At 70.9% G+C, this 19582-nt stretch carries 21 protein-coding genes and 1 tRNA gene; 8 read left to right on the top strand and 14 right to left on the bottom strand.

The genetic code is table 11. The annotated features are described in order from the left end of the window. Positions 1 to 43 precede the first annotated feature (43 nt). The 4 genes from FGM06_RS14205 to FGM06_RS16125 form a co-directional block, all read right to left on the bottom strand. Entirely contained in the window at positions 44 to 1879 is a 1836-nt protein-coding gene (locus FGM06_RS14205) for a type II secretion system protein (protein ID WP_144799881.1), read from the bottom strand. Next, the gene (locus FGM06_RS14200) at positions 1876 to 3801 is read right to left on the bottom strand and encodes an ATPase, T2SS/T4P/T4SS family (RefSeq protein WP_144799880.1); all 1926 of its coding nucleotides are present in this window, start codon (positions 3799 to 3801) and stop codon (positions 1876 to 1878) included. Before FGM06_RS14200 ends, FGM06_RS14205 begins: the two co-directional genes overlap by 4 nt. A 33-nt stretch (positions 3802 to 3834) precedes the next feature. Next, positions 3835 to 4332 (bottom strand): DUF7311 family protein, encoded by a 498-nt coding sequence (locus tag FGM06_RS14195; protein WP_144799879.1) that lies wholly within the window; start codon positions 4330 to 4332, stop codon positions 3835 to 3837. 78 nt (positions 4333 to 4410) lie between these two features. Beyond that, entirely contained in the window at positions 4411 to 4983 is a 573-nt protein-coding gene (locus FGM06_RS16125) for a DUF7310 family coiled-coil domain-containing protein (protein WP_186311029.1), read from the bottom strand. Between the two features lie 75 nt (positions 4984 to 5058). Here FGM06_RS16125 and FGM06_RS14185 point away from each other — a divergent pair, with 75 nt between their 5' ends. Continuing rightward, complete coding sequence (locus FGM06_RS14185; RefSeq protein ID WP_144799878.1) at positions 5059 to 6138, top strand: tubulin/FtsZ family protein; 1080 nt, start codon at positions 5059 to 5061, stop codon at positions 6136 to 6138. A gap of 116 nt (positions 6139 to 6254) precedes the next feature. Beyond that, on the top strand, positions 6255 to 6953 hold the full coding sequence (locus tag FGM06_RS14180) for a phosphoglycerol geranylgeranyltransferase (protein ID WP_144799877.1): 699 nt from the start codon (positions 6255 to 6257) through the stop codon (positions 6951 to 6953). A 16-nt stretch (positions 6954 to 6969) separates the two neighbouring features. Here the strand turns inward: FGM06_RS14180 and FGM06_RS14175 are convergent, their stop codons facing one another. Continuing rightward, the gene (locus FGM06_RS14175; RefSeq protein ID WP_144799876.1) at positions 6970 to 7587 is read right to left on the bottom strand and encodes a riboflavin synthase; all 618 of its coding nucleotides are present in this window, start codon (positions 7585 to 7587) and stop codon (positions 6970 to 6972) included. A 152-nt stretch (positions 7588 to 7739) separates the two neighbouring features. Between FGM06_RS14175 and FGM06_RS14170 the strand changes: the two genes are divergently transcribed. Next, positions 7740 to 8015 (top strand): DUF7533 family protein, encoded by a 276-nt coding sequence (locus FGM06_RS14170; RefSeq protein WP_144799875.1) that lies wholly within the window; start codon positions 7740 to 7742, stop codon positions 8013 to 8015. An 18-nt stretch (positions 8016 to 8033) separates the two neighbouring features. Here the strand turns inward: FGM06_RS14170 and FGM06_RS14165 are convergent, their stop codons facing one another. The 5 genes from FGM06_RS14165 to FGM06_RS14150 form a co-directional block, all read right to left on the bottom strand. Then, complete coding sequence (locus FGM06_RS14165) at positions 8034 to 9425, bottom strand: M24 family metallopeptidase (RefSeq protein ID WP_144799874.1); 1392 nt, start codon at positions 9423 to 9425, stop codon at positions 8034 to 8036. Further along, positions 9422 to 11266: a UvrD-helicase domain-containing protein gene (locus FGM06_RS14160; RefSeq protein ID WP_144799873.1), complete on the bottom strand. Its 1845-nt coding sequence runs from the start codon at positions 11264 to 11266 to the stop codon at positions 9422 to 9424. The genes FGM06_RS14165 and FGM06_RS14160 overlap by 4 nt, the downstream gene beginning before the upstream one ends. 84 nt (positions 11267 to 11350) lie before the next feature. Beyond that, positions 11351 to 11509, bottom strand: coding sequence for a DUF7563 family protein (locus tag FGM06_RS16120; RefSeq protein ID WP_008002314.1), 159 nt, complete (start codon positions 11507 to 11509; stop codon positions 11351 to 11353). A gap of 88 nt (positions 11510 to 11597) precedes the next feature. Continuing rightward, a complete protein-coding gene (locus FGM06_RS14155; protein ID WP_144799872.1) occupies positions 11598 to 11780 on the bottom strand; it encodes an HVO_0416 family zinc finger protein in 183 nt (60 codons plus the stop codon). A 257-nt stretch (positions 11781 to 12037) separates the two neighbouring features. Continuing rightward, positions 12038 to 12580, bottom strand: coding sequence for a CDP-2,3-bis-(O-geranylgeranyl)-sn-glycerol synthase (locus tag FGM06_RS14150; RefSeq protein ID WP_144799871.1), 543 nt, complete (start codon positions 12578 to 12580; stop codon positions 12038 to 12040). Positions 12581 to 12686: 106 nt separating this feature from the next. Between FGM06_RS14150 and FGM06_RS14145 the strand changes: the two genes are divergently transcribed. Both FGM06_RS14145 and FGM06_RS14140 read left to right on the top strand, forming a co-directional pair. Next, positions 12687 to 13526, top strand: a complete 840-nt coding sequence (locus tag FGM06_RS14145) for a proline dehydrogenase family protein (protein WP_144799870.1) — start codon at positions 12687 to 12689, stop codon at positions 13524 to 13526. 152 nt (positions 13527 to 13678) lie between these two features. Beyond that, positions 13679 to 14383: a DUF502 domain-containing protein gene (locus FGM06_RS14140; protein WP_144799869.1), complete on the top strand. Its 705-nt coding sequence runs from the start codon at positions 13679 to 13681 to the stop codon at positions 14381 to 14383. A gap of 65 nt (positions 14384 to 14448) precedes the next feature. On the opposite strand, the gene FGM06_RS14135 is transcribed toward FGM06_RS14140, so the two are convergent. From FGM06_RS14135 to FGM06_RS14125, 3 genes are all read right to left on the bottom strand, one after another. Next, a complete protein-coding gene (locus FGM06_RS14135) occupies positions 14449 to 15378 on the bottom strand; it encodes a branched-chain amino acid transaminase (protein WP_144799868.1) in 930 nt (309 codons plus the stop codon). 382 nt (positions 15379 to 15760) lie between these two features. After that, a complete protein-coding gene (gene ribB / locus FGM06_RS14130) occupies positions 15761 to 16513 on the bottom strand; it encodes a 3,4-dihydroxy-2-butanone-4-phosphate synthase (protein WP_144799867.1) in 753 nt (250 codons plus the stop codon). After that, positions 16513 to 17295 carry a DUF120 domain-containing protein gene (locus FGM06_RS14125; RefSeq protein ID WP_144799866.1) on the bottom strand — a complete coding sequence of 261 codons (783 nt, stop codon included), beginning with the start codon at positions 17293 to 17295 and terminating at the stop codon, positions 16513 to 16515. Before FGM06_RS14125 ends, ribB begins: the two co-directional genes overlap by 1 nt. A gap of 255 nt (positions 17296 to 17550) precedes the next feature. Here FGM06_RS14125 and FGM06_RS14120 point away from each other — a divergent pair. Next, positions 17551 to 17622 (top strand) — tRNA-Ala (locus tag FGM06_RS14120). Positions 17623 to 17970: 348 nt separating this feature from the next. On the opposite strand, the gene FGM06_RS14115 is transcribed toward FGM06_RS14120, so the two are convergent. Then, complete coding sequence (locus FGM06_RS14115; RefSeq protein WP_449405049.1) at positions 17971 to 18390, bottom strand: type IV pilin; 420 nt, start codon at positions 18388 to 18390, stop codon at positions 17971 to 17973. 353 nt (positions 18391 to 18743) lie between these two features. On the opposite strand from FGM06_RS14115, the gene FGM06_RS16380 reads away from it, so the two are divergent. Continuing rightward, positions 18744 to 18878, top strand: a complete 135-nt coding sequence (locus FGM06_RS16380; RefSeq protein WP_277752407.1) for a hypothetical protein — start codon at positions 18744 to 18746, stop codon at positions 18876 to 18878. A 62-nt stretch (positions 18879 to 18940) separates the two neighbouring features. After that, on the top strand, positions 18941 to 19567 hold the full coding sequence (locus tag FGM06_RS14110) for a MaoC family dehydratase (protein ID WP_144799864.1): 627 nt from the start codon (positions 18941 to 18943) through the stop codon (positions 19565 to 19567). Positions 19568 to 19582 lie beyond the last annotated feature (15 nt).

The following is a 19582-nucleotide window of genomic DNA, read 5'->3' as shown; positions in this document are numbered from 1 at the left end:
GGCTTGGTATTTAAACGGTCGCTCGGAGCACGCGGACCGGTCGCTACAGCAACGCTCCCGCGCCGGCGAACGCGACGAGGTACGTCGCCGTCGCGGTCGGCAGCGCGATCCCCACGCGGTAGGCCACCAGCGTCCGGTCGAAGCCGCGATCCAGCCCGGTCGCCAACGCGGTGAGCAGCGCCGCGAGGATCAGCACGTAGGCGCCGACGATCCGACCGAGCACCGGGACCGAGAGCGTTCCGGTGCCGGAGCCGGCGGCGGAGCCCGCGGTCGGCTCGGTCACACCTCCGCCTCCGGCGCCGGCGGTACCCCCGCCCCCAACCCCGACCCCGAGCGCGTCCGCACCGGCGGTCGCTCCGGCGCCCAGCCCGCCGGCGTCGACGGTGTCGATCCCCGTCGCGAGCGCGACCGTCGCCCCGCCGACGAGCGGCGCGAACACCGCGGCGGTGTTCGTCAGCGTCCCGGTCACCGTCGCGAGCTGTCGTCGCGCGTCCGTTTCGAGCGCGCGGAGCTCCTCCAGCTGGTCGGCGAGTTCGAGGAGCACGTCGCCCGCCGGGCTCCCCTCTCGCGCGGCGACGGCCAGCAGGGCGACCGCGCCGCGGACCCGCGGCGAGGGGACCGGAACGGCGGGGCCGCCGCGGCCGAGAAACGCTTCCCGAACGCCGACTCGGAGGGTCTCGCTCCGGCGTCCGGCGCGTTCGAACAGGTCGCCGGTCGCGCCGTCGAGCCGCTCGCCGGCGTTCGCGATCGCCGTCTCGACGGCGACGCCCTCGGCCACGTCGCCGCCGACGACCGTCATGGCGTCCGGGAGCCTCCGTTCGACGGCGTGGATCTCGGAGAGTGCCGCCCGCCGGCGTCGTACCCCGACGAGAAGCGCCGCCCCCGCTCCGACGCCGACGCAGGCCACCGGCGCGGCCCATCCGGCGACCAGCCGTGCGGCGATCGCGGCCGCGACGAGTCCGGAGAGCGCGCCGGCCGCGACGGCGTGTCGCCCCCGCTCCGGCACGTCCGGGTGGTCGCCGTCGATCGACGGCGGCGCGAACGCGACCGGTCTCCGCGAGAGCAGCCACGCCGACGCGGCCAGCAGCCCGGCGGGAAGCACGCCGAGGTACAGGCCGGCGACGACGCCGGACCCGACCGGCACGCCGGACGCGGCCGCCGCGGGCAGCAGGGCGATCAGGGCCAACGGGAGGAGCACGCCGAAGGCGTACAGCGCCGAGACGGGGCCGCGGACCTCGCCGACGAACGCCGCGAGCCGGTCGGTCGTCCCGGCGATCGTCGCGTCCAGCGCGCGGTCCAGACAGCGCCCCCGCCGCTCCGCCGGAGCCGACGCGGCCGTCCGGACCAGCGCGGCGGCGCGGTCGATCGCGGGGAACCACGGTCGCCACTCGCGGGCGAACGCCCGGAGCCCGCTCGTCGGCCCGTCCGCGCTCCCGCGCTCGTGGCGCGCCAGTCCGTCGGCGAGCGGTCCGTCTCCGGTGCGGGCGGCGAACCGGACCGCACGTTCCGCCGAGGGGTCCAGCCGCATCCGCAACACGAGCCGGCCGACGAGTCCGGGGGCCGCGCCGAGCGCCCGGGTCCGACGGAGTGCGGCGAGCCACACCGGCGCTCTATGGACCGCGTGGGTCGCCGCCAACCCTCCGGCGAGCCCGGCGAGCGCTCCCGGGATCGGGCCGACGAAAGCCGAGAGCGCGACGACGCAGAGGAGGCCGACGCCGATCCCGACCCGATACCCGAGCTCGACGACCCGTTCGGCCGAAGCCTCCCAGCCGAGGAACGCGACCGCGCGTCGGAGCTCGGCCGACTCGTCCGCGTCGCCGTCCTCGCTCGGGGGCGCCGTCGGCGAGCCGCCGGTCGGACCGTCGACCGTTCCCGTCATTCGATCTCACCGCTCGCGGCGACGAACTCGACGTACCGCTCCGGCTCCGTCCGACCGGTGGCGACCGCCTCGCGGATCCGCTCGCCGCGTTCCTCGACGGCCGCCTTGGCCGCGGCGTACGACTCCTCGGTCCCCGCGAGCCGCTCGACGAGCCGGCTCTCGCCGCGGTCTATCCGCCCGGTCGGGGTCAGCCCTCCGGCCGTGCGCTCGAACAGCGGGTCGAACGCGGCGCCGTCTCCGTGACCGACCACCTCGGCGATCGCGTCGACGCGGTGATCGTCGAGGAGGACGATCAGGTCGGTCGCGGCGAACGACGAGGGCGACACGCCGAGATCGGAGACGACTCGCTCTCGGACGGCGCCCGGATCCTCTCCGTGGATCGTCCCCAGCACCGTCTCGCCGGCCGCGCCGACGCGCATCGCCTCGTAGAGGGCCTGCGCCTCCTCGCCGCGGACCTCACCGACGACGATCGCGCCGCCGCCGAGCCGGAGCGCGGTCCGGACGGCGTCGCTCGGCGACGGCTCCGCCCCGTCGCCGACGCGGAGCCGCTGCGCGTCTCGGCCGGCGCCTGTCAGGGCGCTCGCCGGGAGCTCGGGCGTGTCCTCTATCAGGATCGACCGCGTCTCCGCGGGAAGCTCCCACAGGAGCGCGCCGAGCGCGGTCGTCTTCCCGGCGCCGCGCCCGCCGGCCACGAGCCCCGTCACGCCGCGCTCGACGGCGACGGAGAGGAGCCCCGCGGCGGCCGGGGTGACCGTCCCGACGTCCGCGAGCCGCGCGAGGGTCCACGCCTCGGCGTCGCCGCGGCGGAACGCGAACGAGAGCCCGTCGCTGGCGGGGTCGGTCGTCGCGGCCACGCGGACGCGGCCCGCGTCCGTCTCCAGCGTCGCGTCGAGCGTGGGGCTCGCCCGGGAGAATCCCCGCCCGCTGGTTCGCCGGAGCCGGGAGGCCAGCGTGGCGGCCCCCTCGGGCGGGAGCCGCACGTTCGTCCGGCAGCGCTCGCCGTCGACGACGACCCGGAGCGGGTTCTCGGTCACCGGCGCCGACAGCGTCGCGTCGCTCACCCGATCGTCGGCGAACACGTGCTCGAACGCGCCGTATCCGCGCGTGTGTCGCCGGAGCACCTCGGCCAGCGTCGAGACGGGGTCGCCGTCCTCGGCGGCCGCTCGCGCCGCGCGACCGGGCGCCCGCTCTCCGCCGGTCGGATCGTCGAGCAGCCGCCGCTTGGCGTCGCCGAGCCGGTCGATCGCTCCGTCGTCGAGCTCCCGGACCGGCGGCGTGAGGTGGTACGTCCGGAGCGGTCCCGACCCCTCGTACAGCCGGACGGTAGCGCCGGTGTCGAGCTCCCAGCGGTCGGCGAGCACGGCCCCGGGCGGCGGCGCGGTCGCGACCCGTGCGGCCGCGATACGGGGCCCGACGTGTGCTCGCAACGCGTCTCCGACCCCCTCGGCGCTCTCGACGACCGCTGACAGGCCCGTCTCCGCGGCGATCCGGGCCGGCGGTCCCTCCCGTCCGGCGGCCTCCCGAGCGGCGCCGACCGGATCGCGCGCCACGCGGTCGGCGAGCCGCGTCTCGTGGAATCCCACGCGCTCGCGGAACCGCCCCGCCGCGACGAGGCACGCGGCGGCCCGCCCGGCGTACGCCCGCTCTCTTCCCCGGTGACGGGTCCTGATCACGTCGGCGTCGCGCTCGGTGAGCGCCTCGACGACGGTCGCGAGGCAGTCCGGGCTCTCGGCGAGGTCGCCGCGGCCGGGACACTCCCCGGCGTCGACCGCGAGCACGACCCGGTCGCCGACGCCCGTGCCGACCGGCTCTCGGAACGACGGCTCACACCGACAGTCCCGCTCGTCGTCGGTCCACGGTAGCGATCGCAGCGACGGCTCGCCGTCGCCGCTCCGCGACAGCGAGGGGAGATCGAGGTTCACGGCGGGCGTGCTCCCGGCATCGTATATAAACGCTCACCCGACCCTGGCGATCCGGACGGTCGGCCCGCCGTCGTCGACGAGGCGGAGCACCAGTCGGCTCTCGCCGCCCGGCCGGAGCGCGATCGCGCCGCCGTCGACCGCGACCGCCGCATCGACGCCTCCGGGCGCGATCGGCGCGGTCCGTTCGGGTCCGCCGTCGATCCGATAGCGGAGCGCGACGTCCGCGTCCGTGACGCCCGACTCTACGGTCGCCGCCCCGCCGCCGTCCCCGATCTCCACGAGCGCGACGCGGTCGATCGGCGCCGCCCCGAACCCGCTCGGCGCGCGGACGATCACCGTCGTCCGCGCGGCGAGCGACGGATCCCCGACGCTCACGGAGCCCGCGACGAGGCCGCCGACGGCCCGCTCGACGCGGTCCGTCTCGGCCTCGAGCCGCTCGGCGGTCGTGGTCGCCCGGGCGTCCTCCAGCGCCGGCGTCGCGGCCGCGAGGAGGGCGACGGCGACGAGGACCGTGAGGACGACGCGGATCACGGTTCGCTCGCCGCACTCGCGATCCGCGCCGCACCCGCGGTCAGCGCCGCGCTCCCCGAACCCGTCGCGTGGTCCGCCCTACAGGGACTCACGGAGTCGGTCCAAGGGGCCGTCTCGCCGCGACTCGTTCCCGCCGTCTTCCCCATCGACAGCGTCCCGATCCGCCGCTTCCGGCGCGCGGGGATCGTCCTCCGGCACGGCGGCGTCGAGGGCGTCCTCGCTCGGCACCGCGTCGGCGGGGAGCCCGTCTCTCGGGCGTTCGGTGGCTCGGTCGGCGTCCTCGCCTCGGCTCGCTCTCGCTAACGCGAGGTCGGCTCGTCGTTCGACTTCGCGGTTGACGGCCCGAACCGATCCCACGTACCCCCGAATCGCCTGCGTGGCGGCCTCCAGCTCCTCGACGCGAGACTCGAGCTCTTCCACGCGCGACTCCAGCGCCTCGCGTTCCGCGGCCGCGGCGGCGCCGTCGCCGAGGTCGGCGACCGTCGCGTCGGACGCGGTCAGGGCCCGCTCGACGGCGCCGAGGCGCTCGTCGAGCCGGTCTCCGTTGCTCACGTCGCTCGGTCCGTCGGCGTCCGCTGTCTCGTCGGCCTCGGCGGTCGTCTCCTCTCTGCGGCCCGACGGCCGGCTTCTCTCGTCGGTGGCGTTCGACATGCTCCCGGTTGGCCTCGATTTCGTACTTAAATCTCGGGGGAAAGCGTAATACGCCGGATTGGTAACCTTCGGATCATGAAGACAGTCCTCCTCGGCGTCGGACAGGCGGGCGGGAAGCTCGCGACCGCTCTCGCGCAGTTCGACGCCGACGCCGGCTACGGCGCGGTGCTGGACGCGCTCGCGGTCAACACGGCCGCGGGGGACCTCGACCCGCTCCCGCTCGACACGGTCCTCGTCGGGCAGTCCAGGGTGAACGGACACGGCGTCGGCGGCGACAACGAGCTGGGCGCCGAGGTGATGGACGAAGACGCCGTCGAGGTGCTGGACGCGCTCGCGTCGAAGGTGACCGCGGAGGCCGAGGCGCTGTTCGTGGTCGCCGGGCTCGGCGGCGGCACCGGCTCGGGCGGCGCGCCCGTCCTCGTCCGCGAGCTGAGCCGGGTGTACGACGTCCCGGTGTACGCGATCGGCATCCTCCCCGGCCGCGACGAGGGGGCGATGTACCAGGTGAACGCGGGGCGGTCGCTGAAGACGCTGGTGCGGGAGGCGGACGCGACGATACTGCTCGACAACGACGCGTGGCGCGCCTCGGGGGAGTCGGTGGAGGGCGGCTTCGCCGCGATCAACGAGTCGATGGCGCGGCGCGTCGGGCTCCTCCTGGCCGCCGGCGAGTCGGTCGAGGGCGTCGCCGAGTCGGTCGTCGACACGAGCGAGGTGATCAACACGCTGCGGGCCGGCGGGATGGCGGCCGTCGGGTTCGCCTCGGCCCCGGCCGCCGAGGACGCCGAGGAGAACGTCACGACCGTGATGAGTACGGTCCGAAGCGCGGTGATGACGGGGATGTCGCTCCCGAGCGCGACCGAGGCCGACGCCGCCCTCGTCGCCGTCGCGGGCGACCCCGACCGCATCTCCCGGAAGGGCGCGGAGAAGGCGCGAAAGTGGCTCCAGGAGGAGACGGGATCGATGCAGGTGCGCGGCGGTGATTTCCCGCTCGACTCCGACCGGATCGCGGCGCTCGTGCTGCTCGGCGGCGTCGAGCGCTCCCGCCGGGTGGAGGAGTTCCTCGAACGCGCCCGGCAGGCGGTCCGCGACGAGCCGGAAGAGCGGGTCGACCCCGCGTCCGCGTTCGACAACGACGAGCTCGACGACCTGCTCTGACCGGGGTCGTTCGGCCGCCTTCCGCGTCGTCCGGTGTCGGGGAGGAGCGTCGCCGTCCCCGGACCGACGAGGCAGGTTCCGCACCTTTTTGGTGCCGCCCGGTGGAGTCGTTCCCGATGAGCAACCCGTGGGACGACTGGGACCACGTGCTGAAGGTCGATCCCGACAAGGAGCTGCGGGACGGCGAGACCTTCGAGGACGTCTGCCGCACCGGCACCGACGCGATCGAGATCGGCGGGACCCTCGACATCACCGCGGAGAAGATGACGCGCGTCGTCGACGCCGCGGCCGAGTACGACGTCCCGCTGTACCAGGAGCCGTCGAACCCGGGCGTCGTCATCGACTCGCCGGCGCTCGACGGCTACCTGATCCCGACGGTGTTCAACGCCGGCGGCCCCTTCTGGATCACGGGCGCCCACAAGGAGTGGGTCCGCATCGACGACCTCGACTGGGACCGGACGCACACCGAGGCGTACATCGTGCTGAACCCCGAGGCGTCGGTCGCCCAGCTGACCCAGGCCGACTGCGACCTCAGCGCCGACGACGTGGGGGCGTACGCGAAGGTCGCCGAACGGATGTTCGGCCAGGAGATCGTCTACGTCGAGTACTCCGGCACCTTCGGGGACACGGAGAAGGTCGGCGCCGCCCACGACGCGCTCGACGACGCCACCCTCTTCTACGGCGGCGGAATTCACGACTACGAGTCGGCCAACGAGATGGCCGCCCACAGCGACGTGATCGTCGTCGGCGACCTGCTTCACGACGAGGGCGTCGACGCGGTCCGCGAGACGGTGAAGGGCGCGAAGGACGCGTAAGGCGCCGGGAAAGGGGCTATCCAGCGTACCCGTCGACCATGTTCTCGACGTACTTCGCGATCACGTCGACCTCCAAGTGGATCGGGTCGCCGACCGACTTCTCCGAGAGCGTCGTCAGCTCGTACGTCGTCGGGATGATCGCGACGTCGAACTCGCCGTCGCGCTTCTCGGCGACCGTCAGCGAGATCCCGTCGAGCGTCACCGACCCCTTGTCGACGAGGTAGTCGGCGTGGCCCTCGGGGATCGCGAACGCGAACCGCCAGTCCTCGCCGACGCGCTCGATCCCCGTCACCTCGGCGACGGTGTCGACGTGGCCCTGCACGACGTGGCCGTCGAACCGACCGTCGGCGGGCATGGCGCGCTCGACGTTGACCGCGTCGCCCTCGCGGAGCTCCCCGAGGTACGTCTTCGCGACCGTCTCGCTCGCGAGGAACACCTCGAACCAGCCGTCGTCGTCGGACTCCTCGTCGCCGACCGCGTACTCCTCGACGGTCAGGCAGACGCCGCTGACGCTTATCGACTGGCCGTGGTGGAGGTCGTCGAACCCGTCGACGCCGATCCGAAGTCGGAGCCCGTCGGCGGTCTCGGTCCGGTCGCGGACCGTGCCGGTGCCCTCGACGATGCCGGTGAACATACCGGAACTGGGCGCGCGCGACACATATCGGTTCGGTGTTCGGGTGGCGTTTCGATCCGCCCCACCGGCGTCGCCGTCGCGTCGCCGCCGCGTCCCGTTTCGAGCGGTCGCCGCCGGGCCCCTTTTGAACGCCCGGCGCCAACCCGCCGCCAATGAACCTCGGGCTGATGGACATGATCGGGCTGGCGGCGTCGCTCGTGTTCGCGCTGCCGCTCGCGAACTACGCCGTCGTCCGGCTGTTCGCCGGCGAGCTCGCGCTCGGCGCCGGGCTGTTGGTCGTCGCCGTCGCGATGGTCGTGCTCCCCCAGTACTTCCTCGACCCGGGCCGGATCCTCCGCGGGCTGGTCTCGGGGCTGCTCCCCCGGCAGTTCCGGCCCGGGGACGAGTCGGTCGCCGCGGAGTCCGACGGGGAATCCGTCGAGAAGTGATCGGCGGCCGAGGCGTCCTCACTCGCGCCCGTCGCGCGCTTCCGGCACGATCCCGAACGGGTACTCCGCGAGGATCTCGTACCCGTCCTCGGTGACGACGACGAGGTCCTCCAGCCGGACGCCCCCCACGTCGGGATCGTAGACGCCGGGCTCTATCGTCACGACGTGGCCCGGCCGTAGCTCGCCCGCGCCCGACAGCGACGGCGACTCGTGGAGGCTCATCCCCACGCCGTGGCCGGTGCCGTGGGTGAACCCGGTCTCTCCCTCGTCGGCGTTCGGGTCGAACCCGTACGCGGCCAGCTCGGCGGCCGCCTCGCCGTGGACGGTCTTGGCCGGGACGCCCGGTTCGACCTCCGCGAGCGCGGCCTCCCGGGCGGCCTCGACCGCGACGTACGCACGACGCTCCCACCCGCCGTCGCCGTCGACGACGAACGTCCGGGTCATGTCGCCGTAGTAGCCGTCGGGGCCGCGCGGCGAGACGTCGAGCAGGACCGTCTCGCCCGGCCGGACCGGCTCGTCGCCGACGTAGTGGAGGTCCGCCGCCGACGGCCCGGCGCCGATCACGGTGTTGCCGGCGTCGCGGACGCCGCGGGCGGCGAGGACTGCGTTCACCTCGCGGCGGAGCCGCTCGGTCGTCAGCGGGGCGCCCTCCCAGCGGAGGACCGGTCTCCCCGCCTCGGCCTCGTCGGCCTCCGAGTCCGCCGGCACGGTCTCCGAGCCCGCCGGCACGGTCTCCGAGCCCGCCAGCACGGTCTCGGCGCGGGCCATCCCCGCGGCCGTCGCGCGCTGGACGCGGCGGAGGCGGTCGACTTCGGCGTCGGTCTTCCGGGCCCGCGCCGTCGTCACCGCGTCGGTCGACGCGAGTTCGTTGCCCGCGCGTTCGAGGTAGACGGCGGCGTCGTGGGGGATCGACGGCGGGACGAGGACGGTGGAGGCGCCCCCGGAGTCGCCGAGCAGGTCCGCGACCGCCGCGGCCGCGCGCTCCCCGGCGTGATCGCCGACGCTCTCGGTCTGCACCTCGCGGGCGACGCCGTCGTGGAAGGCGGTGTCGACGCTTCCGTCGCCACCGCCGTGTCGAGCCCTCGCGCCGGCGACGAACTCCCGCTCGGCCTGCTCGGCGAACAGGGCGGGGGCACAGCAGACGGCACGGGGGGCGTCGGTCTCGTCTCCGCTGTCGCCGCGCTCGGCGTTCCCTCTGGGGACCACCACCAACGCGTACGCCCGGTCCGGTCCGGAAAAGCGCGTGAGATACCGCAGGTCGTCGTCGAAGCGGTCGCCGACGGCGACGAACGCGTCGGCGTCGGCGGCCTCGATCGCCTCGACGATCGGGGTGAGATCGGTCCGGAGGGGTCGGAGGTGTGGATCGCTTCCGGCGGGCGCGACGTCTCGGCCGCCGCTCCCGTCGCTCACGGCTCCGGTTCGGGGACCGCCAGCTCGGCCTGGACCTCCTCGACGAGCTCCTCGGGGGTCTCGTCGCGGAGCTCGTTGAACAGCAGGACGCTGATCGGGAGCGTCGGCGCCCCGCCGATGAGGCTCTCCATGATCACGAGCCGCTCGCGGGCGCGGGACATCCCGACGTAGAACACCCGGCGCTCGTTGTCGGTGAGGACGGGGACGGGGCTCGTCGCCTTCGTGAACTCCTCGACGCCGTCGACGTCGGTCGGGTCGTCGATGGAGGCCGCCATCTGCTCGACGACCTTCTCCGTGAGGTCGGTCGCGACGAACACGTGGTCGGCCTCGCGGCCCTTCGCGGAGTGGATTGTGCCGACGCGGACGCGGGTCGGGTCCATCCCCTCGTAGTCGCCGCCGAAGTACGCGCCCATCGACTTCCGCTGGAAGCTCGTCACCTTCCGGACCATGTCGTCGGCGCTCGCGGCGTCCGGCATGAACGGGATGTGGTCGTCGAGCTCCTCGGGCGTCACCTCGATCAGCGAGACGTCGTCGGCGTCGGCGGCCTCCTCGCGGTCGTCGAGGAAGTCGTAGAACTCGTCGCGGTCGTGGGTCCCGAACGCCGAGTCCTGGAGCATGTCGGCGAGCCGGCGGGCCTCCAAGCCGTTCACGGGGTCGCCCGTCTCGGTCTTCTCGATCGCGCTGACGTAGTCCTGCACGCGGTCGGTCCACATCCGCCCGTCCGTGAGCATCGTGAACGGGATCCCGTGGTCGATGAACTCGTCGATGAAGTCGAACATCTGGTAGCGGGCGCGGAACAGGCACATCACGTCGCCCTCGTCGTCCTCGACCGTGTACCGGACGTTCCGGACGAGCTCGATCATCGACGGCGACTGGATCGCCTCGACGGTGCCGCCCTCCTTGCGCGGGTGGAGGTCCTTCTCCTGGCGCTTGTCGATGTGGCGGATCTCCGCGTTGACGACGTTGAGGATCTCGGAGGGGAGCCGGTAGGAGTTCGGGAGCACGACGTCCTCGTCGACGTCGGTGTCCAGCAGGAGGTCGGGGTCGGCGCCCTGCCACGCGTAGACGACCTGGTCGTCGTCGCCGGCGATGAGCACCTTCTCCATGTGCGGCCGCCATTCCTGGAAGACGTTGTACTGCAGCGTCGTGATGTCCTGGAACTCGTCGATGATCAGGTAGTCGACGCTGGGGACGAGCGAGCGCTGCGCGACCCGTTCGAGCATGTCCGCGAAGCCGACGAGGTCGTTGTCGCCCTTGTACGCCCGCCACGCGCGGATCGTCTCGGGGATGTCGATCCGCTCGTCGTCCGAGGGCCACGTCGGGGTGTACTTGTTCCCCTCTTGGGCGTTGGGGTCCTCCTCTGGCGGCAGCCGGACCTCCTCGACGTTCCACTGGAAGGGGACGTCGTACCAGTCGGCGACGTCGCGCTCGGTGCGCTGGAGCCACTGGGAGGTGGCGATGATCTTGTTCCCGATCGTCGTCGACCGGGCGGTCCGGCGGCCGGCGCCGCCGTGCTGGTCCTCGAACTCGATGCCGTACTCCTCGCAGAACGCCTCCTTGTCGTCCTCGCCCACGACGTCGCCCCGGGAGAGGTCCAACAGCTCGTACGCCTTCGCGTGCATGGTGCTGACGTTCCCCTGGAGGCTGCGGGGGGAGACGTCGAGCCGCTCCGCGAGGCGCTCGCGGATCTCGGCGGCGGCCGCGCGCGTGTACGAGACGACGAGCACGTCGCGGACGTCGGCCTCGTCGTCTTCGAGGATCCCCTCGACGCGGTCGAGCAGCGCCGTGGTCTTCCCGCTGCCCGGACCGCCGAACAGTCGCGTCACCGTGGGCTCGGTCATTGTGTATCCCTGATCCCGGTTCTCCTTAAACGCCGTGGCTCGGGGTCGTTCCGGTCGAAACGCTACGATCCGTCGCCTGACAGGTCAGTTGCTTCGCGTCGCGCGCGCCTCCCGAACGTCGGCGCCGTCGCGGACGAGGTCCTCGCAGGCGGGGCAGACGCGGGGGCGATCGACCTCGTTCGGGGTGAACACCCGAACGTAATCGGTCGTGACGAACGAACCGCAGTTCTGGCAGGTCGGCATGGTCGTCACTATCGATTGATACTACATAATACTGCCGCCGAGTGTAACCGAAAGAAAACCGCTAACCGCCCGTGAGCCGGCGTCAGCGTCAGGTCGGGCGCCAGTCGCAGACCTCACACCGCGCCGTTCCCTCGGGGTGGAGTGCACCGCACTCCGGACACTGGAGTTTGTTATAGGACCGCTCCCAGCGTACGATCTCGGTCTCGTGGCCGCGATCGGACAGGAACTCGTCGAGCACGTCGTCGTCCGAACTGGGTGCACTACTAGACATGCGTGCTAACGAATGGCACGCGAGTATATATATCTTCCCGTGGTTCTCACTGAACCGTCACATCGACCACGAACGATCGGTTATCTCGTCAGATCGTGTGCACGTCTCTACGTCGGCGTGCTGTGTCGTGTTTATTGTGAACTATTCACGTAGTACGGCCGCGAGCGGAGCGCGCCGGTGGCGACTGGCGGCGAGTTCGACGGTCGCGGTCGGGCCGGACGCGCGCCCCTCCGCAAGCGACGGGCCGACCGCCTCGCCTACCAGGGCTCGTTCTTCAGCCCGAGGAGGTAGGCGCCGACGTTCGTGACCACGTGGAGGACGGGGGTCATCGCGAGGACGACGACGAGGACGGACGGCGTGAACGTCGCCAGCGCCCAGTCGGTGTCGACGACGAAGACGGCCAGCAGCGCCCCGGCGACGAAGTCGAGCTGGTCCAGTCCGGGGAACGCGGCGCCGCGCTCGCGGCCGGAGCGGCGCTTGAGGAAGGAGGCGCCGATGTCGCCGCACATCGCGCCGAATGCGAGCGCGACCGCCGCGGGGAGCGCGAACGTCGGGAGGTCGACGCCGAGGGCGGCGCTCGCGGGGCCGTTGACCGCGTTGAGCGCGACCGCGAGGACGACGCCGACGAGGGTGCCGACAGCCGTGCCGCGCCACGTCTTCCCGTCGCCGAGCAGGCGCGCCCCGCGCCACTCGCGGCCGCCGTCGATGGGGCGGCCGCCGCCGGCGAGCACCGCGGCGTTGTTGGGCACGTACGCGGGCACCATCGCCCAGAACGCCGTCGCCACGAGCGAACCGATCATACCCGGTCCACTCCCGTCGGGAGTATATAAACCACGGATCCGTCTCGCCGATCCACGAGACCCGCGCTTCGACAACAGTGAAGTCGTCGCCGCCCTCAGATCCGGTATGATCCCTCCGATCGCGCGGCGGTTCGTCGCCGGCGAGAGCGTCCCGGAAGCCCTCGACCACGTCCGGGCCTGCAACGAGGACGGTATCGCCGTCGTCGTCAACCTGCTCGGCGAGCACTACGACAGTCCCGCCGACGCGCGCGCCGACGTCGACGCGTACCTCTCGCTGTTGGACGACATCGCCGACAGCGGCCTCGATGCCTGCGTCTCGGTGAAACCCTCACAGATCGGGCTCGACGTCTCGAGCGACCTGTTCGAGGAACACTATCGCGAGATCGTCGCCCGTGCCCACGAGCGCGACGCCTTCGTCTGGTGTGACATGGAGGGCGCCGACACCACCGACGCCACGCTCGACGCCTTCGAGTCGATCGCCGCCGACTACCCGTGGAGCGTCGGGCAGTGCGTGCAGTCCAACCTCAGGCGCACCCGCGAGGACCTCGAGCGCCTCGTCGACGTCCCGGGAGCGATCCGGCTCGTGAAGGGGGCGTACGACGAGCCGGCGTCGATCGCGTACGAAGAGCGGTCGCGCGTCGACGAGGCGTACCGCGAGGACCTCCGCTTCCTCTTCGAGCGCCGGGACCGGGGCGTCGCCGTCGGCAGCCACGATCCCGCGATGATCTCGCTGGCCGACCGCCTCGCGCGCGAGCACGGCACCGACTACGAGGTCCAGATGCTGATGGGCGTCCGCGAGGACGCCCAGCGCGACCTCGCCGCGCAGGGCGTCGACGTGGTCCAGTACGCGCCGTACGGCGACAGGTGGCTCTCCTACTTCTACCGTCGCGTCCGCGAGCGCAGAGAGAACCTGACGTTCGCGCTGCGCGCCGTCGCGGGTCGGTGAGCCCGCGATCGGTGTGCTCGTCGCCCGCCTCTCCCCGTCCGCCTCGCCCGGCCCGTCGCCTCGCCTCGCCCGTCTCCCCGCCCGTCATCTCGCCCGCCGGCCGCTCCGGTAGAAGCCCTCTTAAGGGTCGCCGCCGCATACCCACCCGATAGATGTCCACGTGGAAACGCGACTTCGCCAGCGGGCTCATCGTGTTGGCGCCCCTCCTAGTCCTCCTCCTCGTCATCCAGTGGATCTACCGCTACATCGCCTCGATCCCTCTCATCGAGGGGCTGCAGCCGGCGATCATCCCCGGTCCGCTGGAGCCGATTTCCCGCGTGATCATCGCGCTCGCGGTGTTCGCGACCGTCGTCCTCGCGGTCGGCTACCTCATGCGGACGACGTTCGGACGGATCGCGGAGTCCGCCGTCGACGGTGCGATAAACCGGATCCCGGCGCTGCGCGTGGTGTACAACGCCTCCAAGCTCGCGATCGAGACGGCGGTCTCCGGGACGGACGAGCTCCAGAGCCCGGTGTACATCGAGACGTGGCCGGGGATCCGCATGACTGCGTTCCGGACCGGGAAGAAGACCCGCGACGGGAAGATCGTCTTGTTCATGCCGACGGCGCCGAACATCACCACCGGCTTCGTCATCGAGGTCGAGCCGGAGCGCATCGAGGAGACCGGCGAGACCGTCGAGGAGGGGATGACCCGCGTCCTCTCGGCCGGCTTCGCCGAGTCCGCTCACCAGGTCCCCGTTCAGGAGGAGGCGCCCCCCGACGACCGCACCCGGCGGCCGGGCGGCGTCGGCGGCGTCCGCACCGACGGTACCCCCGGAGAGACGGAGCGCCCGTCGACGGACGGCGGGAACGACTGAACGTGGGGCGGCGGCGATAATTTCAGGCGCGGCGGAGAGGCTCCGACCGAGAGCGTACCACCTGCCTACAGGTACGTGAACCAGTCGTCGTGGTCGTCGGTCCGGCGCTCGACGAGGTCGAAGAAGGCGCCCTGGAGCTCCTCGGTGACCGGACCGCGGGTGCCCGCGCCGATCTCGGTGTCGTCGACGGAGCGGATAGGGGTGACCTCGGCCGCGGAGCCGGTGAAGAACAGCTCGTCGGCGGTGTACAGCTGGCCGCGGGAGATGACGGCCTCGTCGTGGACCTCGTAGCCGCGCTCCTCGGCGAGCGCGATGACGGTGTCGCGGGTGATCCCCTCGAGGATGGACTGGGCCGGCCCGGTGGTGTAGATCTCGCCGTCGTTCACCATGAACACGTTCTCGCCCGGCCCCTCGGCGACGTTCCCCTCCTTGTTCAAGACGATCGCCTCGACGTAGCCGTTCCGCCGGGCCTCCTCGCCCGCGAGCATGGAGTTGACGTAGAGGCCGGTGGTCTTCACGTTCGTCGGCACCTGCGAGGAGGCGTGCTTCCGCCACGAGGAGACCATCACGTCGACGCCCTCTTCGAGGGCCTCCTCGCCGAGGTACGCGCCCCACGGCCACGCCGCGAGCACGAGGTCGGTCGGGCAGTCCCTCGGCGAGACGCCGAGCGAGTCGTACCCGTAGTAGGCGATCGGGCGGATGTACGCGGAGTCGAGGTCCTGCCGGTCGAGGAGTTCGAGGGTTGCCTCGGTGATCTCCTCGCGGGAGTGCTCGATCTCCATGTCGTACATCTTCGCGGAGTCGAACAGCCGGTCGAGGTGTTCCTCCCACCGGAACACCGCCGGCCCCTGCTCGGTGTCGTAACAGCGGACGCCCTCGAACACGCCGCTCCCGTAGTGGAGCGCGTGGGTCAGAACGTGGGTCGTCGCGTCCTCCCAGTCGAGGAACTCCCCGTTCTTCCAGATCGTGTCGACGTCCATCTCGTCGAATCCCATACCCGGAGGTTGCGGCCGTCGGTCTTAAATCTGCGACATGCGGAGAACGCGACTATTACGAGTCGAATGCTGCCGGAGTCCTCGCTGTTCACTTATATCTCGTAGATACTGGGGCGACGGAGAACACCACCAAAGCCCCAGCCGCGAGAGGCACGGACGCTCGCTGCGCTTCTCAGTCAGTCGCTACGCTCCTTCCTTGCGGTGCTTGCGTCGCCTCCGTGCCTCTCGCGGCTGCCCCTTTGAGTCCCACCCCGACCGCAACCGCACCTCACGCCTCCCCAGCCTCGTCGCTGGCGCCGAGGGCGCCAGCGACTCCCTCGCACGCGCACCTCGCGGCCGCCGAGGGCGGCCGCTCGGAGGCGCGCGCCACCGCATCGTTCGCTTATTTAAGCGCCTCGACGAGCGCGGCGCCCTCGACGTAGGGAATCTGTCGCCGGCGGGCGTACGCCTCGGCATCCGCGGGCGCCAGCGCGGCGCCCGTCTCGTCGTCGAGCATCTCGCAGACCACGGCGGCGGGGGCGGCGCCGATGGCCTCGGCCATCGCGAGTCCGAGCTCCGTGTGACCGGTCCGGCCGCCGAGCCCGTCGCGGTCGCCCCGGAGCACGTGGACGTGGCCGGGCGCGCGGAACTCCGCCGCGAAGTCTTCGGGACCGTACCCTGCGGGGTCGGCGTCGACGTCGGCGGCCGCGCCCGCGAGCTCGACGATGGTCCGCGCGCGGTCCTCGTCCGTGATCCCGGTGAACGTCTCGCGGTGGTTCACGGGGAGGGAGAACGAGGAGCGGTCGTCGTAGTCCGGGTCGTCGTCGACCGCGGGGTGGTCGAGCGCGTCGGCGAGGAACGGGAGCCCGAACGCGTTCGCGACGGGGTCTGCGACCGCGACGCAGATCAGCCCGCCGGCGTCGTTGCGCATGTGCGCGACCGCGGCCTCGTCGACGGCGCCGGCCGGGTAGACGATGTCCGTCTCCCCCTCGCGGTCGGCGAAGTCGTGGACGCAGACCGGGTCGCCGGCGCGGAAGGCCGCGAGCGCGCGCTCGACAGACTCGGCCGCGTCGGTGGCCTCCGCGTCGGCGGTCGTTCCGGCCTCGGCCTCGGGGGCGACCTCCGCGTCGCCGTCGGCGTCGACGTCGGCGCGCATCAGGCCGCCTCCGTCTCGGGGGCGTCGGGCTCGGCGGCGTCGTCCGCGCCCTCCGCGTCCTCCGCGGGCTCGTCCGCCCGGCTCGTCGCCGCCACCCGGACCTCGACATCGTGGCCGTCGTCGAGCGCGAGCGCGTCGCGGAGGCGCTCGGGGGCGATCAGCTCCAGCTGGTCGTCGTCGTGGTGGGTGCGGTCGGGGACGATCGCGTGGACCTCCTCGTAGCGGTCGTCGCCGGCGACGAGGGTGACGCCGTAACACGAGGCCGCGCCGTAGGTGCGGTCCTCGTCCTCCCACGCGTCGATCGGGACCGCGTCGATGCCGGCCATCTCGCCGCGCCGCCGGACGCTCTCCTCGGTCAGGTCGACGTTGAGCGTGCCCGGGAACGGTTCGTAGCCGAGGCGCTCGCGGAACTGCTCGGCGTAGCCGGAGAGGGTGATGTAGTGGCGTCCCTCACCCATCCCGCCGGTGACGGCGCCGCGGAGGACGAGCTCGACCTCGCTCTCGAACAGCCGGCGGTAGTCGGCGTACTCCGCGCGGAGGGCCGCCTCGCCCGCGTCGGTGACGCGCACCCACTGGCCGTCGCCGACAACGTCGCGCTCGATGTACCCCGCGGATTCGAGGGTCTGCAACCGCCGGGAGGCGGTCTGCGTCGAGGCGTCGAGGCGGTCGCCCAGCGCCGCGCACGACACCTTCGTCTCGGTCAGGCCGCCGACGAGCCCGACGTGTTTCAGGGCCGCGATCGCGGCCGGGTCGGGGTCCGTCGTCGCCGTCGCTTCTGCCATGCTCGGATCTGGGTCGCCCGCACGCAAAAGAGTAACGAATGTGGGATGCGTCTCAAAAACGTTAAACAGGTTAAGAAGTGGAATCGACGCGCAAGGGGATCGTTTCGACTGCACGTCGCGCGGCCGGCTATCTAATTCCGTCGGTATCGGCGGTGCTCGTCGCGAGCTGTGACGGGCGTCGTCGCCTGCGAACCACCCGCGTGCGGGTCGTCGAAAGGTAAGGTACAAATACGAACGGCGATTGGTTCCGGGTGCGGGCTCGTAGATCAGCGGCAGATCGCTTCCTTCGCAAGGAAGAGGCCCGGGGTTCAAATCCCCGCGAGTCCACTCACTTCGTTCTTTCCCTCGCGTGGTCCCGTTTGCTGACATCCATGATTCATGCGAGTCTGTATCTTTAGGTATGAGCGAACCCGGCGCGATCTGGACCGGATCACAGAGATGGTAACTCACTACTGCGACGAGTCGGGATCGAAGATTCGGCTGGCACGGGACGTGTGGGAGTCGGCAAGGAACTCGACTAGTGCAGTCCCTCGTGAGTGGCGTTGCAAAGTGAATTACAGTGCGATGTGGGCGACACCATCTTGGTACAGTTCAGTAGCTCTGTAACATCGTATGTCTCTAACTACTGTATTGAACGCGAAATAAAAAAAAACCGATGACGGTAGAATTGATTACTTATGCTGCGCTGAGAGGGAAACTGTCTCCAATATTGACAGAACCAGTCGTGTCAATTGTTCGGTCAAGAAGAACTGAACCACTGCTTTCATGAATAATTCGGATACGAACTTCCTCATCTGCGTTAGCGGTTACAGTAGTACCGGGGCTTCCAACTTCTCCCACGAACTGGTCGCCCACAGTCAGCCTTTCACTGTATGCTCCGTTGGACTGGTAGCTGCTGCCGTTGTAGTTGACAATCATAGTCATTTCGCCGGCTGCAATCGGATCTCCGCCACCGTGTTCGACTGTAATATTATTATTACTGTAGTCGATGCTGGCATCTAACTGCGCCGTCGGCTGACTGTCGCCGAGCGAGTCACCCAGACCGAGCACGAACGTCCCGATGACGGCGGCCAGGATCACGGTGATTGCGACCATGAGTATGACTCCGATAACGGGACTCACGGCACGGTCGTCCGAATTGAACAGGTTGCTTGGTTTCATAGTTTGAACCCAGCGGTCCACCGACGAAACGGCCGTCCGTTCCGATCGGTTAGCTGGTTACTCTCTGATTAACGGAGCCACCTTATGTACTTACTGGCATAAATATCAGCGCCGAAAATTAGGCACACACGGTCAAAATCATTGACTTGTGCGCGATGCGTACGGAACCCACTAGTCCGGTCCTCGCCCGGACCTACAGCGATCGCGTGTCTCCGGACTCCGACGACGAGACGGTCGCGCCCGTTCCGTTGGAAGCCATTAAATACTCTCGGCGAATCGGTCGGGATATGGGCGTCTCAGAGATCCTCGAGGGAACGAACCTCTCGCATCGCCAGATGGGCGCGATCATGATCGGCTGGCTGGTGCTCGTCATCGTCGTCTCCGTCGCGCTGCTGCTGTACACCTCGTTCAACTTCGTGTAACGCGCGGGCGGGTCCCGCGAACCCGGTCCTCTTTTTGTCGGTCGTTCCCCTCGGTACGCGGTATGGTTCGCGACACCGACGCGCACGACCGCGGGAGCTCAGACGCGACCGACGAGCGAAATCCGACCGCCGCGACCGACGGCGGCGCCGACCGCCGGCTCGTCGCCGGCTGGGAGGGCCGGTACTACGAGGACTTCGCGGTCGGCGACGTGTACAAGCACCCGTACGGGCGGACGGTGACCGAGACGGACAACGTCTGGTTCACCAACCTCACGATGAACGTCAATCCGATGCACTTCAACGAGGCGTACGCCGCCGAGACGGAGTTCGGCGAGCGCCTCGTCGACGGCACCTTCGTCATCGCGCTGGCGGTCGGGATGAGCGTCGTCGACGTGAGCGCCAACGCCACCGCGAACCTCGGCTACGACGAGATCCGCCACCACGCGCCCGTCTTCCACGGCGACACGCTGTTCGCGGAGTCCGAGGTGCTCGACAAGCGCGAGTCCGACTCCCGCGACCACGTCGGGATCGTCACCACGGAACTGCGCGCGTACAACCAGGACGACGAGCTCGTGCTCTCCCTGGAGCGCACGCCGATGGTGCTGAAGCGGTCGCACGCCGAGCCGAGCGCGGCGCAACCGACGGGCTGGCCGGAGGGGGTCGGCACCCAGCCGTCGGATCTGGAGTGACGCGGGCGTCCGGGG

Origin of the sequence: Halorubrum depositum (assembly GCF_007671725.1) — an archaeon.
Lineage (GTDB): Archaea > Halobacteriota > Halobacteria > Halobacteriales > Haloferacaceae > Halorubrum > Halorubrum depositum.
Note: the sequence above shows the minus strand (reverse complement) of the source record. Positions and strands in the feature narration are given on the sequence as shown.